The organism is Pseudomonas sp. MBLB4136 (genome assembly GCF_051904765.1).
In the GTDB taxonomy this organism is placed as follows: domain Bacteria; phylum Pseudomonadota; class Gammaproteobacteria; order Pseudomonadales; family Pseudomonadaceae; genus Aquipseudomonas.
This window is the reverse complement of sequence record NZ_CP196713.1, coordinates 1,002,854-1,019,854: the sequence shown is the minus strand read 5'-3', so window position 1 is coordinate 1,019,854 and position 17,001 is coordinate 1,002,854. Positions and strand designations below refer to the sequence as shown.

At 65.1% G+C, this 17,001-nt stretch carries 19 protein-coding genes; all 19 read right to left on the bottom strand.

Annotated elements, in window-relative coordinates:
* Positions 1-54 precede the first annotated feature (54 nt).
* Positions 55-849: an amidohydrolase gene (locus ACSX1D_RS04555; RefSeq protein ID WP_439861171.1), complete on the bottom strand. Its 795-nt coding sequence runs from the start codon at positions 847-849 to the stop codon at positions 55-57.
* On the bottom strand, positions 837-1,985 hold the full coding sequence (locus ACSX1D_RS04550; protein ID WP_439861170.1) for a pyridoxal phosphate-dependent aminotransferase: 1,149 nt from the start codon (positions 1,983-1,985) through the stop codon (positions 837-839). The genes ACSX1D_RS04555 and ACSX1D_RS04550 overlap by 13 nt, the downstream gene beginning before the upstream one ends.
* Before the next feature lie 118 nt (positions 1,986-2,103).
* Entirely contained in the window at positions 2,104-3,579 is a 1,476-nt protein-coding gene (gene der, locus ACSX1D_RS04545) for a ribosome biogenesis GTPase Der (protein WP_439861169.1), read from the bottom strand.
* A gap of 127 nt (positions 3,580-3,706) precedes the next feature.
* The gene (gene bamB, locus ACSX1D_RS04540; protein WP_208708658.1) at positions 3,707-4,858 is read right to left on the bottom strand and encodes an outer membrane protein assembly factor BamB; all 1,152 of its coding nucleotides are present in this window, start codon (positions 4,856-4,858) and stop codon (positions 3,707-3,709) included.
* Entirely contained in the window at positions 4,851-5,432 is a 582-nt protein-coding gene (locus tag ACSX1D_RS04535) for a tetratricopeptide repeat protein (protein WP_439862264.1), read from the bottom strand. Before ACSX1D_RS04535 ends, bamB begins: the two co-directional genes overlap by 8 nt.
* Before the next feature lie 104 nt (positions 5,433-5,536).
* Positions 5,537-6,826, bottom strand: a complete 1,290-nt coding sequence (hisS, locus tag ACSX1D_RS04530) for a histidine--tRNA ligase (RefSeq protein WP_208708656.1) — start codon at positions 6,824-6,826, stop codon at positions 5,537-5,539.
* Positions 6,827-6,860: 34 nt separating this feature from the next.
* Complete coding sequence (gene ispG / locus ACSX1D_RS04525; protein WP_208708655.1) at positions 6,861-7,973, bottom strand: flavodoxin-dependent (E)-4-hydroxy-3-methylbut-2-enyl-diphosphate synthase; 1,113 nt, start codon at positions 7,971-7,973, stop codon at positions 6,861-6,863.
* Between the two features lies 1 nt (position 7,974).
* Positions 7,975-8,982: a RodZ domain-containing protein gene (locus ACSX1D_RS04520; RefSeq protein WP_208708654.1), complete on the bottom strand. Its 1,008-nt coding sequence runs from the start codon at positions 8,980-8,982 to the stop codon at positions 7,975-7,977.
* Positions 8,979-9,740, bottom strand: a complete 762-nt coding sequence (gene pilW / locus ACSX1D_RS04515; protein ID WP_208708653.1) for a type IV pilus biogenesis/stability protein PilW — start codon at positions 9,738-9,740, stop codon at positions 8,979-8,981. Before pilW ends, ACSX1D_RS04520 begins: the two co-directional genes overlap by 4 nt.
* A 13-nt stretch (positions 9,741-9,753) precedes the next feature.
* Complete coding sequence (gene rlmN / locus ACSX1D_RS04510) at positions 9,754-10,902, bottom strand: 23S rRNA (adenine(2503)-C(2))-methyltransferase RlmN (RefSeq protein ID WP_208708652.1); 1,149 nt, start codon at positions 10,900-10,902, stop codon at positions 9,754-9,756.
* 24 nt (positions 10,903-10,926) lie between these two features.
* The gene (gene ndk / locus ACSX1D_RS04505; RefSeq protein ID WP_208708651.1) at positions 10,927-11,358 is read right to left on the bottom strand and encodes a nucleoside-diphosphate kinase; all 432 of its coding nucleotides are present in this window, start codon (positions 11,356-11,358) and stop codon (positions 10,927-10,929) included.
* A 100-nt stretch (positions 11,359-11,458) separates the two neighbouring features.
* Positions 11,459-11,659 (bottom strand): Fe-S cluster assembly protein IscX, encoded by a 201-nt coding sequence (gene iscX, locus ACSX1D_RS04500; RefSeq protein ID WP_208708650.1) that lies wholly within the window; start codon positions 11,657-11,659, stop codon positions 11,459-11,461.
* A gap of 23 nt (positions 11,660-11,682) precedes the next feature.
* Positions 11,683-12,021 carry an ISC system 2Fe-2S type ferredoxin gene (gene fdx / locus ACSX1D_RS04495; protein ID WP_208708649.1) on the bottom strand — a complete coding sequence of 113 codons (339 nt, stop codon included), beginning with the start codon at positions 12,019-12,021 and terminating at the stop codon, positions 11,683-11,685.
* Between the two features lie 2 nt (positions 12,022-12,023).
* Positions 12,024-13,889, bottom strand: coding sequence for a Fe-S protein assembly chaperone HscA (gene hscA / locus ACSX1D_RS04490; RefSeq protein WP_439861168.1), 1,866 nt, complete (start codon positions 13,887-13,889; stop codon positions 12,024-12,026).
* Positions 13,890-13,941: 52 nt separating this feature from the next.
* Positions 13,942-14,463, bottom strand: coding sequence for a co-chaperone HscB (gene hscB, locus ACSX1D_RS04485; protein WP_439861167.1), 522 nt, complete (start codon positions 14,461-14,463; stop codon positions 13,942-13,944).
* Between the two features lie 7 nt (positions 14,464-14,470).
* Positions 14,471-14,794 carry an iron-sulfur cluster assembly protein IscA gene (gene iscA, locus ACSX1D_RS04480; protein WP_208708646.1) on the bottom strand — a complete coding sequence of 108 codons (324 nt, stop codon included), beginning with the start codon at positions 14,792-14,794 and terminating at the stop codon, positions 14,471-14,473.
* 12 nt (positions 14,795-14,806) lie between these two features.
* The gene (gene iscU / locus ACSX1D_RS04475; RefSeq protein ID WP_090239371.1) at positions 14,807-15,193 is read right to left on the bottom strand and encodes a Fe-S cluster assembly scaffold IscU; all 387 of its coding nucleotides are present in this window, start codon (positions 15,191-15,193) and stop codon (positions 14,807-14,809) included.
* Positions 15,194-15,240: 47 nt separating this feature from the next.
* Positions 15,241-16,455, bottom strand: coding sequence for an IscS subfamily cysteine desulfurase (locus tag ACSX1D_RS04470; protein WP_439861166.1), 1,215 nt, complete (start codon positions 16,453-16,455; stop codon positions 15,241-15,243).
* Between the two features lie 49 nt (positions 16,456-16,504).
* Positions 16,505-16,999 (bottom strand): Fe-S cluster assembly transcriptional regulator IscR, encoded by a 495-nt coding sequence (iscR, locus tag ACSX1D_RS04465; RefSeq protein ID WP_208708644.1) that lies wholly within the window; start codon positions 16,997-16,999, stop codon positions 16,505-16,507.
* Between the last annotated feature and the right edge of the window lie 2 nt (positions 17,000-17,001).

The window sequence follows — 17,001 nt, the reverse complement described above, 5'->3', positions numbered from 1 at the left end:
TGAGTCGAGCGCAGCGACGCCACTGGCTTGGGATATCGCTACGCCACACCCAGGCTACGGCTGCAGCTCGAAGGCATCGGCATCCAGGTAGGCGGGGAAACGCTCGCGGTACGCGGCCAGATCGGCGCCCGACAGGGTCACACGGAACACGCCGCCAGCGGCTTCGGCGTTGAGCAGGGTCTCGCCCTGGAAATCCAGCATCTGGCTGTCGCCGCTGTAGGCATGCCCCTTGCCGTCCTCGCCGACGCGGTTGACCGCCGCCACGTAGCACAGGTTCTCGATGGCCCGCGCCGGCAACAGGCGGTTCCAGTGGTGACGGCGCGCGGCCGGCCAGTTGGCGGTGTACAGCAGCAGGTCGGTGTCGTGCGGATCGCGACTCCACACCGGGAAGCGCAGGTCATAGCAGATCAGCGGACGGACCCGCCAGCCCTTGAGCTCCAGCAGCACTTGCTGCTCGCCAGCGGCGTAGTGCTTGTGCTCGCCGGCCATGCGGAACAGGTGGCGCTTGTCGTAGTGCGCCAGCGAGCCGTCCGGGCGCGCCCAGAGCAGGCGGTTGCGGTAGCTGCCATCGGCCGCCCGGATGATCAGGCTGCCGGTCACCACCGCCTGCAGGCGCACGGCCTGGGCCAGCAACCACTGGCTGCTCGGACCGTCCTCCGGCTCGGCCAGGCCGGCCGAGTCCATGGAGAAACCGGTCGTGAACATCTCCGGCAGCACCACCAGGTCGGCGCCCCGGGCCTGTTCCAGCAGGGACTCGAAGCGGGCATGGTTGGCCGCCGGGTCGTGCCAGACCAGCTCGGTCTGCACCAGCGCCAGCTGCAGGTCGGGTAACGCCGTCAGATCGCGCATAGCTTCTCCGCGGCCTGGCGCAGGGTGTCCTCACGCTTGGCGAAGCAGAAGCGCACCAGGCGCAGGTCTTTGGGCGGCTCTTGGTAGAACACCGACACCGGAATGGTCGCCACGCCGTGCTCGCGGGTCAGCCACTCGGCCATGGCGACATCGTCCAGGTCATCACGGATCGCCGAATAGTCGGCCAGCTGGAAATAGGTGCCGGGCGCGCGCTGGAAGCTGAAGCGCGAGTCCTTGAGCAGGTCGCAGAACAGGTCGCGCTTGGCCTGGTAGAAGGCCGGCAGCTCCTCGACATGCTCGGGGTGCTCGGCCATGAAGTCGGCCAGGGCCCACTGCAGCGGCGTCACCCCGCAGAAACTGACGTACTGGTGCACCTTGCGCAGCTCGGCGGTGAGCGCCGGCGGCGCCACCACGTAGCCGGTCTTCCAGCCGGTGACGTGATAGGTCTTGCCGAACGAGCTGACCACGAAGGCGCGCTGGTACAGCTCCTCGTGGGCCAGCACGCTGGCATGCCGGGCGCCGTCGAACACCAGGTGTTCGTAGACCTCGTCGCTGACCAGGTAGATGTCGCGGTCGCGGATCAGCGCGGCCAGGCGGTCCAGGTCGGCGCGGGAAATCAGCGCGCCGCTGGGGTTGTGCGGGCTGTTGAGGACGATCAGCCGGGTCCTGGGGCTCAGCGCGTCGGCCAGGCGCTGCCAGTCGATGGCGAAATCCGGTAGCGCCAGGGACACGTGCACGCAGCGGCCGCCGGCCAGCTCCACCGAGGGCTCGTAGCTGTCGTAGCAAGGATCGAAGACGATGACCTCGTCGCCCGGGTGGATCAGCGTCTGGATGGCGCAGAAGATCGCCTGGGTGGCGCCGGGGGTGATGGTCACCTCGCTGTCCATGTCGACCGTGCGGCCATAGCTGCGGGCGATCTTCGCCGCCACCTGCTGGCGCAGCGCCGGCAGCCCGGCCAGCGGTGCGTACTGGTTGTGGCCGGCGGCGATGTGCCGGCCGACCGCGTCGCGCAGCGCCTGGGGGCCATCGAAATCGGGAAAGCCCTGGGACAGGTTGAGGGCGCCGGTCTCGGCGGCGAGCTGGGACATGCGGGTGAAGATGGTGGTGCCGACAGTCGGCAGCTTGCTGTTGAACATGAGGTCTTCCTGCTGATCACCGCGAACGGCTGGCGGTGCCGATGAGCCAGGATAGCCGATCGACCGGACACGAAAAAGGCGCCAGCAGGCGCCTTCCGTTCGAGCCGGACGGGCAGAATCAGCGCTTCTTGTCCTTGCGCTTCTTCTCGGCCTTCTTGTGGTGGCTCATCAACCGGCGCTTCTTGTTGACCTGACGGTCGGTCAGGGTGTTCTTCTTGTCCTCGTAGGGGTTCTCGCCGCCCTTGTACTCGATGCGGATCGGCGTGCCGACCAGCTTGAGCACGCGCCGATAGGTGTTCTCCAGATAACGCGAGTAGGCGCGCGGCACCGACTCGACCTGGTTGCCGTGGATCACGATCAGCGGCGGGTTGGCGCCGCCGAGGTGGGCGTAGCGCAGCTTGATGCGCCGGCCATTGACCAGCGGCGGCTGGTGCTCGCGCACCGCGTCCTCGAGGATCTGGGTCAGGCGGCTGGTGGGCCAGCGGGTGATGGCCGACTGGAACGAGGCCTGCACCGACTTGTACAGGTGGCCGACGCCGGTGCCGTGCAGCGCCGAGATGAAGTGGATGTCGGCGAAGTCGACGAAGAACAACCGGCGCTGCAGCTCGGTCTTCACATAGTCGCGCTCGCTCGGCTCCATGCCGTCCCACTTGTTCAGGGCGATGACCAGGGCGCGGCCGCTTTCCAGCACGAAACCGAGCAGGTTGAGGTCGTGATCGACCACCCCTTCGCGGGCGTCCATGACGAACACCACCACGTTGGAGTCCTGGATCGCCTGCAGGGTCTTGACCACCGAGAACTTTTCCACCGCCTCGAAGATCTTGCCGCGGCGGCGCACGCCGGCGGTGTCGATCAGGGTGTACTTCTCGTCGTCGCGCTCGAAGGGGATGTAGATGCTGTCGCGGGTGGTGCCGGCCTGGTCGTAAACGATGACCCGGTCTTCGCCGAGCATGCGGTTGACCAGGGTCGACTTGCCGACGTTGGGGCGGCCGATGATCGCCAGCTTGATGCCGTCCTTCTCGCTCGGTCCGGGAATGCGCTTGGCTTCCTCGCCCTCGGCGACCTCCTCGAGCTCCTCGCCTTCCTGCGGCTCGCCCTCGTCCTTGGGGAAGCCGCCGAGCACCGCCTCGAGCATCTGGCTGATGCCGCGGCCGTGGGCGCCGGCAATGGCCAGGGCCTCGCCCATGCCCAGGGGGCTGAACTCGGCGCGAGCCAGGTCGGGGTCGAGGTTGTCGACCTTGTTGATCACCAGGAAGCTGTGCTTGTTACGCTTGCGCAGGTGCTCGCCGATCATCTGGTCGGAGGCCGACAGCCCGGCCCGGGCGTCGACCAGGAACAGCACGGCATCGGCCTCTTCGATGGCCTGCAGCGACTGCTCGGCCATCTTCGCGTCGATCCCCTCCTCGTCACCGGAGATGCCCCCGGTGTCGATGACGATATAGGTGCGCCCCTGCCACTTGGCTTCGCCGTACTGGCGATCGCGGGTCAGGCCGGAGAGGTCACCGACGATGGCGTCGCGGGTCCTGGTCAAGCGGTTGAAGAGGGTGGACTTGCCGACGTTCGGACGACCCACCAGGGCAATTACGGGAACCATTAGGCTCTCCACTACGTTATTTCAGAAAATACAAAGGCCGCTGCCAGGGCAGCGGCCGAATTCACAATTGGGGCCGACCCGCTGCACGGCGTCGCCATGCAGCATAGCCAAGCCCTCTAGCGCTCGGTCACTTGATGGTCAGCGCGACCAGTTTGCCACCGTTGCCATAGGCGTACAGCCAGTTGCCGACCACCAGCGGGCGAGCGCGCAGGCCGTCGCTGTCGATCCGCTTGCGGCCGACGAAACGGCCATCCACCTGGCTGATCAAGTGCAGGTAACCCTCCAGGTCCCCGAAGGCGACATAGCTGGAGAACACTTCCGGCGCCGACAGTTGGCGACGGGCCAATGCATCGTTGTTCCACAGCGCCGAGGTGCTGCGCTCGTCGATGCCTTCGACGCTGCCGTTGGCCAGGCTGACGTAGACGTTGCCAAAGCCCTGGGCCACGCCGACCGAGCTGGACGCCTCGCGCTGCCAGAGCACGCGACCGCTCTCCAGCTCCAGCGCCGCCACGCGGCCCTGGTAGCTCACGACATAGAGCGTGCCACCGGACAGCAGCAGGCCACCGTCGATGTCGACCACCCGATCGAGCTCCGAGCGACCCTGGGGAATCGCCACGCGCTGCTCCCAGACCGGCAGGCCTCGCTGGGTGTCGATGGCGATGACCTTGCCACTGGACAGCCCGGCAATCGCCAGACGGTTGGTCAGCACCGGGCTACCGGTGCCGCGCAGGGTCAGCACCGCCGGGGTGTTCTCGAAGATCCAGCGCTGATTGCCGGTGTCGGCATCGAGGGCGATCAGGCGATCGTCCTGGGTCTGCACCAGCACCACGTCGCCGTTGACAGCCGGCGCCGCCAGCACTTCGCTAGTCACCCGCGAGCGCCATTTCTCATCGCCGCTGGACGCGTCCAGGGCAATCACCTCGCCCTTCAGCGTACCCAGCAGGACCAGGCCATAGCCGGCGCCGACCGCGCCGGAAACCGGGGCGTCGAGTTCTTGCTTCCAGAGCACCTTGCCGCTCAGGCGGTCGAGCGCCATGACCAGGCCTTCGACGTCGGCGGCAAAGATGCGCTCGCCGTCGACGGCCGGAACCAGCATGTTGAAGGTGTCACCCTGGCCTTCGCCAATCGAGCGACTCCACTCCTCCTGCAGCACCACCTCTTCCTCGAAGTCGGTGAGTTCGGCCGGCGGCAATTCCTTTTTACTGTTGCTGCTGCAACCTACGGCCAGAACGGCCAGGGCCAGCAGTGCGGCATTCTTCCAGCGCATCACGTCACGCATCCCCTTTTGCCAGGTCGTCGAGCTTCATCTGTAAACCGCCCACGGCGGCGTCCTCCGCCAATGCGGCCTTGGCCTTCAGGTAGGCGGCATGGGCCTCATCGTCGCGCCCGAGCTGGGCCAGCAGGTCGCCCTTGAGCTCCTCGCGGCTGGCCAGATAGGCCGCAGCGGCGTCACCCTCGAGCAGCGCCAGCGCATCTTCGGTCTTGTCCTGCGCGGCGAGCACGCTGGCCAGACGCTGACGGGCCAGCTCTTCCAGGGTCTTGTCCGCCGGCTGATCGACGATCGCCTGCAACTCGTTCGCCGCGTCGTCCAGCTTGCCGGACTCGACCGCGACCTTGGCGACGAACAAGCTGCCGTACTGGGCGTACTGGCTGCCGCCGAATTCACTCTTGAGCTGATTGCCCAGCTCGACGACCTTGGCCGCGTCGGGCTCGCCACTCGGATTGAGTGCGGTTTCCAGCAGCTGCTGGTAAAGCATCGAGGCGTTCTGCGCCTGGCTACTCTGGTATCGCTCCCAGCCCTGCCAGCCGAATACCGCCACCAGGGCCAATAGCGCGCCGGTGAGCAACGGCATGCCGTTGCGCTGCCACCATTCCTTGATCAACGCCAGCTGTTCTTCTTCGGTACGCGATTCCACCCCAATACTCCTGTTCGCTAAATCGGCGTGTGCTTGATGCTTTAAGCCTGCTCGAGGCAGGGTGCCAGGCGCTCGACCAGAGCATCCCAGGCAATAGTCTGCTGCTCGCCCTGGTCGCGCAGCGGCTTGCAACCTACCACTCGCTGGGCCAGTTCGTCTTCACCCAGGACCAACGCATAGAGCGCGCCGCTCTTGTCGGCCTTCTTCAGCTGGCTCTTGAAGCTGCCGCCGCCGGCGTTGACCTGCAGGCGCAAGCCCGGCAGCTGGTCGCGCAGGCGCTCGGCCAGGGCCAGACCGGCCAGCTCGGCCGGCTCGCCAAAGGCGCACAGGTAGACATCTACCTGACGGGCGATCTCCGCTGGTACCTTGCCCAGCGTCTCGATCAGCAGCACCAGGCGCTCGATGCCCATGGCGAAGCCCACGCCCGGCGTCGGCTTGCCGCCCATCTGCTCGACCAGGCCGTCGTAACGGCCACCGGCACAGACCGTGCCCTGGGCACCGAGGCTGGCGGTGACCCACTCGAACACGGTCTTGCTGTAGTAATCCAGGCCGCGCACCAGCTTGGGATTGATCACATAAGGAATGCCGGCAGCATCCAGGCGCGCCTTCAGGCCCTCGAAGTGGGTGCGCGAGTCCTCGTCCAGATAGTCCGCCAGCTTGGGCGCATCGGCCAGCAGCGCCTGGGTTTCCGGCACCTTGCTGTCGAGTACGCGCAGCGGATTGCTGGTCAGGCGGCGGCGACTGTCTTCGTCGAGCTGATCGGCGCGCGCCGACAGGTAGTCGACCAGCGCCTCGCGGTAGACCGCGCGGGCTTCGCTGGTACCCAGGCTGTTCAGCTCCAGGGTCACCGCATCGCGGATCCCCAGCAGGCCCCACAGGCGCCAGGTCAGCACGATCAGCTCGGCGTCGATGTCCGGACCGTCGATGTTGAACACTTCCACGCCGATCTGATGGAACTGGCGATAGCGGCCCTTCTGCGGGCGCTCGTGACGGAACATCGGGCCGATGTACCAGAGCTTCTGGGTCTGCCCGCCACCAGCCAGGCCGTGCTCGAGCACCGCCCGCACGCAGGCCGCGGTGCCTTCCGGACGCAGGGTCAGGGAGTCGCCGTTGCGATCATCGAAGGTGTACATCTCCTTCTCGACGATGTCGGTGACCTCGCCGATGGAGCGCTTGAACAGCTCGGTGAACTCGACGATCGGCATGCGGATCTGCCGATAGCCGTAGCCATCCAACAGACGCGCCACCTTGTCCTCGAAATAACGCCAGAGGGGGGTCTGCTCGGGCAGGATGTCGTTCATGCCACGAATGGCTTGCAGGGACTTGCTCAATTCTATTCCTTAGCTGTTACGGGTGCGCGAAGGCTCAGCTGCGCACGATCAAGGCGGCGTCTGCGGCGACCTTCTCGGCCGCCTTCTGGCGGATCAGCCGCTCCAGCTCATCCACCAGATTGTCGTTGGTCAGTTTCTGTGCCGGTTTGCCGTCGATATACACCAGGTTGTTCGGCGTGCCGCCGGTCAGGCCGACATGTGCTTCCTTGGCCTCGCCCGGGCCGTTGACCACGCAACCGATCACCGCCACGTCCAGCGGCACCAGCAGGTCTTCGACGCGCGATTCCAGTTCGTTCATGGTCTTGACCACATCGAAGTTCTGCCGCGAGCAACTCGGGCAGGCGATGAAGTTGATCCCGCGCGAACGCAGCCGCAACGACTTGAGGATGTCGAAGCCGACCTTGATCTCCTCCACCGGGTCGGCGGCCAGGGAGATGCGGATGGTATCGCCGATGCCCTCGGCCAGCAGCATGCCCAGGCCCACCGCCGACTTCACCGTGCCGGAGCGCAGGCCGCCGGCCTCGGTGATGCCCAGGTGCAGCGGTTGCTCGATCTGCTTGGCCAGCAGGCGATAGGCCTCCACCGCCATGAACACGTCGGAGGCCTTGACGCTGACCTTGAAGTCCGGGAAGTTCAGGCGGTCCAGGTGTTCGACATGGCGCAGCGCCGACTCGACCAGGGCCTGGGGCGTCGGCTCGCCGTATTTCTTCTGCAGGTCTTTTTCCAGGGAGCCGGCATTGACCCCGATGCGGATCGGAATGCCCTTGTCCCGCGCGGCCTCGACCACGGCACGGACGCGATCCTCGCGGCCGATATTGCCGGGGTTGATGCGCAGGCAGTCGACCCCCAGCTCAGCCACGCGCAGGGCGATCTGGTAGTCGAAGTGGATGTCGGCGACCAGCGGCAGGGCGACCTGCTGCTTGATCTTGCCGAAGGCCTCGGCGGCGTCCATGTCCGGCACCGAGACGCGCACGATATCGGCACCCGCCTCTTCCAGGCGGCGGATCTGTGCGACCGTCGCGGCGACATCATTGGTATCGGTGTTGGTCATGCTCTGCACCGAGATGGGCGAATCGCCGCCCACCGGTACCGAGCCGACCCAGATCTTGCGCGACTGACGCCGCTTGATCGGTGATTCGCAATGCATGTTATTGCCCACCCAGTTTCAGGCGCGCGGTTTCGCCGGTTGTGAAGGGCGCCACATCGACCGCCTGGCCGTTGTAGGTGACTTGGGCGCCACGGGCAAACCCCAGGCGCAGTTCGAGCGGCGCCTTGCCAACCAGCCGCAGGCTGTCGCCGGCACGCTTGAGTGAGCTGACCAGGATCTTGCCATTGGCATCGGTCAGCTGGGTCCAGCAATCGGCGGAAAAGCTCAGCTCGACGACGCCTTCGCCGGCCGCCGCCACGGGCGGCTGCTCGGCGGCGGATGCCGGCGCGACCGGCTCGCCGGGGGTCGGTGCCACCGCCGCCTGCGGCGCAGGTTCGGCTGGACTCGGCGCCGGCGCGACTGGCGCCGCCACAACCGGCTCGGCCAAGCCCGCATCGCCGTTCGACTCGGCCGCCGACTCATCGGTCTGCGGTGCCGGCTCGAGCGCGGTAGCGGACAGATTGAGCTCGCTGGGCTGCTGGGCCTCGGCTACCGCCTGGTCTTCGGGTTCGTCCAGCACATGGATCTGGGTGGTACCGTCGGCGCCTTCCACTTCGACATGTTCGAAGCTGCTCGCCGGCTCCTCAGCCGCCCGCTGGGCCTGCTCCTGCCACCAGTACAGGCCGGCCCCGGCCAGGACCACCAGCACGGCCAGCACGGCGAAACGCAGGATGTGCTGCGAGTGGCTCAATGGTTGTTCGATGCGGCCGAGGCTGTGCACGCTGCTGCCCGCCGCGTTGCTGCCGGTGAACTGATCGAACTCCAGCACCAGGCGCGCCTGGTCCATGCCCAGCAACTTGCCATAAGCGCGGATGTAACCGCGGGCGAAGGTGTGCCCCGGCAACTTGTCGAAGGCACCGTCTTCGATCTGCCCCAGGCGCTGGGGCGTCAGGTTGAGCTGCGCGGCCACCTCGGCGATGCTCCAGCCCTTGCTTTCGCGGGTGATGCGTAAGGATTCGCCGGGATTGACCTGCTGGGCCACTGCTTCTTCGGAATGCGCCGCTTTCATCTTTGCTCCGACAGGTATTGCTGATATTCCGGGGTCCCCGGATAAAGACGTTTCAACTGCAGGCCGAGGCTGGCCGCCTGGTCGCGGTCCTCGAAGATCGCCGCCAGGCGGGCCCCCAGCAACAGGCTGCGAGCACTCTGCTCGGCCAGTGCGCTGTAGCTCTCGTAGTAGCGGCGCGCCGGCACGTACTGCCGATCCTCGAAGTGCAACTGCGCCATCTCCAGCAGCGCCCGCGGTTGGCGACTGTCGAGCCGCAGCGAACGCTCGAAATAGGTTTTCGCCTGCTCGCGCTGTTTGAGCATCATGGCGGTCAGACCGAGGTTCTCGAACACCCGCGAACGCTCCGGATAGAGATTGTCGCGAGCCGCCTCCTGGTAGCGCTGCAGCGCTTCCTCGTAGCGTTTCTGCTCGAACAGGAAGCTGCCGTAGTTGTTCAGCAGACGGGCGTCATCGCCGCGCTGCGACAGCGCCTTGCGATAGTGCTCATCGGCCAGCTTGGGTTCCATCTCGATCTGAAACACCAGGGCCAAGGCCGCGTGGGCGTCGGCACTCGAAGGATCGAGGGCCAGGGCCTTCTTCAGCGGCACCTTGGCACGCCCGCTGGCGCCTTGCTGGAGATAGCCGAGACCCAGCTGCACATAGGCATCACGCGCCTCGTCGCGCCCCTTATCGGTTCTCATCGGGTCGACATCGCCAGTCGATACGCATCCGGCCAGCAGGCCGGCGAACAACAAGAACAGCGCTGGGCGCAGGGTCATGGGTTTCCTCTCTTCAGGTTCGATCGGCGGCGGATGGCGAAGCATCCGCCTCGCTGCTCAATTCGCGCACGGCGATATAACGCGCACTGCGGCGGGTACGATCCATGACCTGACCGACCAGCTGACCACAGGCGGCGTCGATATCCTCGCCACGGGTGGTGCGCACCGTGACGTTGTGCCCGGCCTTGTGCAGCAGGTCCTGGAAACGGCGGATGGCATTATTGCTCGGCCGTTCGTACCCAGAGTGGGGAAAGGGATTAAACGGAATCAGGTTGATCTTGCAAGGCACATCCTTGAGAAGTGCGATCATTTCCTCAGCATGAGCCGGCTGATCGTTGACATCCTTGAGCAGGGTGTACTCGATGGTCAGCACGCGCTTCTCGCCGAGACGCGACACGTAGCGCTTGCAGGCTGCCAGCAACATGTCCAGGGGGTACTTCTTGTTGATCGGCACCAGCTGGTTGCGCAGTTCATCGTTCGGCGCGTGCAGCGACAGGGCCAGCGACACGTCGATGACCTCGCCCAGCTTGTCGATCATCGGCACCACGCCGGAGGTGGACAGGGTCACCTTGCGCTTGGAGATGCCATAACCGAGGTCGTCCATCATGATCTTCATGGCGGCGACCACGTTGTCGAAATTCAGCAACGGCTCGCCCATGCCCATCATCACCACGTTGGTGATGGCGCGATCGATCTTCGCCGGCACGGAGCCGAAAGACTTGTTGGCGATCCACACCTGGCCGATCACTTCGGCGGCAGACAGATCGCTGTTGAAACCTTGTTTGCCGGTGGAGCAGAAGCTGCAGTCCAGGGCACAGCCAGCCTGGGAGGAGACGCACAGGGTGCCACGCCCGCCCTGGGGAATGTACACGGTCTCGACGCAACTGCCGGACGCCACCCGCACGACCCACTTGCGAGTGCCGTCGGTGGAAATGTCTTCGCTGACCACTTCCGGACCGCGAATCTCGGCACAGGCCTTGAGCTTCTCGCGCAAGGCCTTGCCCACATTGCTCATGGCATCGAAGTCATCGACGCCAAAGTGGTGAATCCATTTCATCACCTGGCCGGCACGGAAGCGCTTCTCCCCGATGTTCTCGAAGAACTGCTCCATTTCTGGCTGGGTCAGACCCAGCAGGTTGATCTTGCCGGTAGCTTCAGTCATGGCTTCACCCTCGCATGGTTCGCCTTAGCGAATGCGTGCGCACACTTCGGTGGAAGCGAAGAAGTAGGCGATCTCGCGAGCGGCGGAAGCCTCGGAGTCGGAGCCGTGCACGGCGTTCTCGTCGATGGACACGGCGAAGTCGGCGCGGATGGTACCGGCGGCAGCTTCCTTCGGGTTGGTGGCGCCCATCAGCTCGCGGTTCTTGGCGATGGCGTCTTCACCTTCCAGCACCTGGACGATGACCGGACCGGAGGTCATGAAGGCAACCAGGTCCTTGAAGAAGCCGCGCTCGCTGTGCTCGGCGTAGAAGCCGGCGGCTTCGCGCTCGGACAGCTGGACCATCTTCGAAGCGACGACACGCAGGCCGGCTTTCTCGAAACGGGTGGTGATCTCACCGATGACGTTCTTGGCAACGGCGTCGGGCTTGATGATGGAGAAGGTACGTTGAACAGCCATGAAAAACTCCAGAAACAGGGATTAAAGCGAAAAATTAAACCCGCGAATTATACGCGGGTTCCGGTTAAATGCGTAGGGCGGCGCCGGCTCGGCGCCCGGCTCAATCTATCTCTTCGAGCCAGGCGGCCTGGATCGCCTCGAGGACCTTCTCGCCGCCGCGCTGCGGATCGTCGGAGAACTCCGGCAAGTCCAGCACCCAGCGGTGCAGATCGACGAAGTTCACGTAGCGCGGATCGACTTCGGGCTTGGCTTCCGCCAGCTGGATGGCGATCTCCAGCACATCGGTCCATTTCAGACTCATGACCTGCTCCTTCACTAAAGGGTTCAGTGACCTTCGGAAACCTGGTTAATGGTGTACTTGGGAATCTCCACCACCAGATCCTGATCCGCCACCACCGCCTGGCAAGACAGCCGCGAATTGGGCTCCAGACCCCAGGCCTTGTCGAGCATGTCGTCTTCCAGCTCGTCGGACGGTTCCAGGGAGTTGAAGCCTTCGCGGATCACCACGTGACAGGTGGTACAGGCACAGGACTTCTCGCAGGCATGCTCGATATCGATGCCATGGGCCAGGGCGGCATTGAGCACCGTCTCGCCCGACTCCACCTCGATGACCGCACCCTCGGGGCAGTGCTCGGCGTGGGGCAGAAAAATCAACTGCGGCATGCTTATTCCTCAATCTCGTTAAGACTACGGCCGGCCAACGCGGCCTTGACCGTGGCATCCAGGCGACGCGCGGCGAAAGCATCGGTCAACTGGGTCAGGCGCTTGGTCTGCTGCTCGATGGCCAGGCCATCGTTGCCCGCCATCAGCTCGCGCAACTCGTCCATCTGCGCCTCGATCGCCAGGCGCTCGTCGGCGCTCAACAGGCGCTCGCCATCGGCCTCCAGGGCCGCCTGCACGGCCTCGAGCAGGCGCTGGGCATCGACCTGCTGCTCACGCAGAACACGGGCGACCTTGTCGTCGCTGGCATGCTGAAAGGAGTCCTGCAGCATGCGCGCGATCTCGCCATCGGTCAGGCCGTAGGACGGCTTGACCTGGATGCTCGCCTCCACCCCGGACGCCAGCTCGCGGGCCGACACCCCGAGCAGGCCGTCGGCATCGACCTGGAAGGTCACGCGGATCTTCGCCGCGCCGGCCACCATGGGCGGAATGCCGCGCAGCTCGAAGCGCGCCAGGGAGCGGCAGTCGCCGATCAGCTCGCGCTCGCCCTGCAGCACATGGATCATCATGGCCGTCTGGCCATCCTTGTAGGTGGTGAATTCCTGGGCGCGCGCCACCGGAATAGTGGTGTTGCGCGGAATTACCTTCTCCATCAGGCCGCCCATGGTCTCCAGACCGAGGGACAGCGGGATCACATCTAGCAGCAGCAACTCCTCACCCTCACCGCGCTGATTGCCAGCCAGGGTATCGGCCTGGATCGCCGCGCCTATGGCGACCACCTGATCCGGGTCGATATCGGTCAAGGGCTCGCGACCGAACATTTCGCTGACGGCCTGACGCACCCGCGGCACTCGAGTCGAGCCACCGACCATGACTACCGCCTCGACCTGCTCCAGCTCGATGCCGGCATCGCGCACCGCGCGCCGACAGGCCTTGAGACTGCGCGCCACCATGGGCTCGATCAGCGCATCGAACTGCTCACGACTGAGCTCTCCGCGCCATTCGCCATGACTCAGCTCCACCGAGGCGCTGCCACTCAGCGCCTCTTTCGCCGCACAGGCGGCGCTGAGCAGGCTGCGCTGGGCACCGGGATCGAGGTCGGCGGACAAGCCGGCCTGCTCGACTATCCAGCCAGCGATGGCGTGATCGAAGTCGTCGCCACCCAGGGCGCTGTCGCCGCCGGTAGCCAGCACCTCGAATACTCCGCGGGTCAGGCGCAGGATGGAAATATCGAAGGTGCCACCGCCCAGGTCGTAGATCGCCACGACACCCTCGGCCTGCTGATCCAGGCCATAGGCGACGGCCGCCGCGGTCGGTTCATTGAGCAGGCGCAACACGTTCAAGCCGGCCAGTCGCGCGGCATCCTTGGTCGCCTGGCGCTGGGCTTCGTCGAAGTAGGCCGGCACCGTGATCACCGCGCCGACCAGCTCACCACCCAGGGTGCTTTCCGCTCGCTGGCGCAGCACCTTGAGAATATCGGCGGATACCTCGACCGGACTCTTCGGTCCCTGCACCGTCTCGATGAAGGGCATGTGCGACTGACCGTCGACGAAGCGATAGGGCAACTGCTCGCCCAGCTGCTTGACATCTTCCAGGCCGCGCCCCATCAGACGCTTGACCGACAACACGGTGTTCAGCGGATCGCTGGAAGCGGCGGCCTTGGCGGCCTCGCCCACTTCGATACGGTCGGGGTGGTAGCGCACCGCGGACGGCAGGATGACCTGACCATCGGCATCCGGCAGGGGTTCGGACAGGCCACTGCGCAATGCAGCGACCAGGGAATTGGTGGTACCCAGATCGATCCCCACAGCCAATCGACGCTGGTGTGGCTGGGGGCTCTGTCCGGGCTCAGCGATCTGCAGTAAGGCCATGATTAATAAATGCTTATCTGGATTTCAGGTGCGCAGGCGAGCTGCGCAAGCGTTAGTCGTCGAGGCGCTCTTCCAGCTGGCGCACCTCATGGGCGAGCTTGTCGAGAAACTGCATCCGGCGCATCAGGCGCTCGGCTTCCTCGCGCCGCGCCGGATCGTCCCAGCTGCTGGCAAAGCTTTCGTTCAGCTCGTCCTGAGCGACCTTGAGGCGTCGCTTGAATGCAGCCACCCCCGCCACATCGGCGCTGTCCTGCAGGTCCTCGAGCTCTTCGCGCCAGTGCATCTGCTGCATCAGGAAACCGGGGTCCTGCACCGTGACCTCGAGCGGCAGCTCGGGGCCACTCAGGGTCAGCAGGTAGCGCGCCCGCTGCGGCGCATGCCTGAGCGTCTGGTAGGCCTCGTTGAGGCTCGCCGAGCGCTCCAGGGCCAGCCGCTGCTCGCGCTCGGAGGCATCGGCGAAGCGGTCCGGATGAACGGTGCGCGCCAACTCGCGATAACGCGCCGCCAGCTCGTCGAGGTTCAGGCGGAAACTCGGCTTCAGGTCGAACAGGGCAAAATGACAAGGACTTCCCACAAGCGCCTCAGATGTTGAAGCTCTCGCCGCAGCCACATTCGCCGCGCACGTTGGGGTTGTTGAACTTGAATCCCTCGTTCAACCCTTCCTTGACGAAGTCCAGCTCGGTGCCATCGAGATAGACCAGGCTCTTCGGATCGATGATCACCTTGACGCCGTGACTCTCGAACACCTGGTCTTCGCTGGCCGGCTCATCGACGAACTCCAGCACATAAGCCAGGCCGGAACAGCCGGTCGTACGCACACCCAGGCGAATACCCTCGCCCTTGCCGCGCCCCTCGAGGGAGCGGCGCACGTGCTGCGCGGCAGCTTCGGTCATGCTGATAGCCATCGACATACCTCCTTAGAGCAAACCTTTCTTCTGCTTGTAGTCGCGCACGGCCGCCTTGATGGCGTCCTCGGCGAGCACCGAGCAGTGGATCTTCACCGGCGGCAGGGCCAGCTCTTCGGCCAGCTGGGTATTCTTGATCGTCTCGGCCTCATCCAGGGTCTTGCCCTTCATCCACTCGGTAGCGAGGGAGCTGGAGGCGATGGCCGAACCGCAGCCATAGGTCTTGAACTTGGCGTCTTCGATGACGCCCTGCTCGTTGACCTTGATCTGCAGGCGCATCACGTCACCGCAGGCCGGCGCACCGACCATGCCGGTACCGACGCTGGGGTCTTCCGCATCCATCTTGCCGACGTTGCGCGGGTTTTCGTAATGGTCGATGACCTTTTCACTGTATGCCATGCTGCTATTCCTCTCTCATCAGGTGCCGCTCTTCGGCAGCTCGCTAGTTAGTGTGCTGCCCACTCGATCTTCGACAGATCGACACCGTCCTTGTACATGTCCCACAGCGGCGACAACTCGCGCAGCTTGGTGACCGCCTCGCGAACCTTCTGCGCGGCGTAGTCGACTTCCTCCTCGGTGGTGAAGCGACCGAAGGTGAAACGGATGGAGCTGTGCGCCAACTCGTCGTTGCGCCCCAGGGCCCGCAGCACGTAGGACGGCTCCAGGGAGGCCGAGGTGCACGCCGAGCCGGAGGAAACCGCCAGATCTTTGAGCGCCATGATCAGCGACTCGCCTTCGACGTAGTTGAAGCTGAGGTTGAGGTTGTGCGGCACGCGGGCCGTCAGGCTGCCGTTGACGTAGAGCTCTTCCAGCCCATCGACCTGGGCAAAGAAGCGGTCCCGTAGGGCCAGCACGCGCTGGTTTTCCTGGGCCATTTCTTCCTTGGCGATACGGAACGCCTCACCCATGCCGACGCACTGGTGCGTGGCCAGGGTGCCGGAGCGCATGCCTCGCTCATGGCCGCCGCCGTGGGTCTGGGCCTCCAGGCGCACGCGCGGCTTGCGGCGCACGTACAGCGCACCGACGCCCTTGGGGCCGTAGGTCTTGTGCGCCGAGAAGGACATCAGGTCGACCTTGAGCTTCTCCAGGTCGATCTCCACCTTGCCGGTGGATTGCGCGGCATCCACATGGAACAGCACGCCGCGCGAACGGGTCAGCTCGCCGATGGCGGCGATGTCGTTGATCGTGCCGATCTCGTTGTTCACATGCATGATCGACACCAGCACGGTGTCATCGCGCAGCGCCGCCTCGACCATGGCCGGGGTGATCAGGCCGTCTTCGCCGGGCTCGATGTAGGTGACCTCGAAGCCCTCGCGCTCCAGCTGGCGCATGGTGTCGAGGACCGCCTTGTGCTCGATCTTCGAGGTGACCAGGTGCTTGCCCTTGCTGCTGTAGAAATTGGCCACACCCTTGATCGCCAGGTTGTCGGACTCGGTGGCACCGGAGGTCCAGACGATCTCGCGCGGATCGGCATTGACCAGCTCGGCGACCTGACGGCGAGCATTCTCCACCGCCTCCTCGGCCTTCCAGCCGAATACGTGGGAGCGCGAGGCCGGGTTACCGAAGTTGCCATCGACCAGCAGGCACTCACTCATCTTCTGGGCGACACGCGGGTCGACCGGCGTGGTGGCGGAATAATCGAGGTAAATCGGCAATTTCATTGACTCTCTCCTATCAGGTCTCGGACCTCGCAGCCCGGCGCCCTTGCATTCAATCGACGGTGGACGCTTCAATCTTGTCCAAATGCGGCATCAAGCCACTGCTGCAGCGACGCTGATCCTGGCGCTGAGCAACCTCCTGCACCTCGCGGCGCGTCACCAGATCGGCGAGACTGATGCCGCTGAGGAATTCGTGAATCTGCTGACTGAGGTCGCACCACAAATGGTGGGTCAGACAGGTGTCGCCAGCATGGCAATCACCCTGCCCCTGGCAACGGGTGGCATCGACCGACTCGTTGACCGCATCGATCACCTGGGCCACCTGAATGCCGCACATGTCACGCGCCAACTGGTAGCCGCCGCCCGGGCCGCGCACGCTGGAAACCAGGTTGCCGCGACGCAGCTTGGCGAACAGCTGCTCCAGATAGGACAGGGAGATGCCCTGGCGTTCGGATATGTCGGCGAGGGACACCGGACCATGCTGCGCGTGAAGCGCGAGGTCGAGCATCGCCGTGACGGCGTAGCGGCCTTTGGTGGTCAGACGCATGG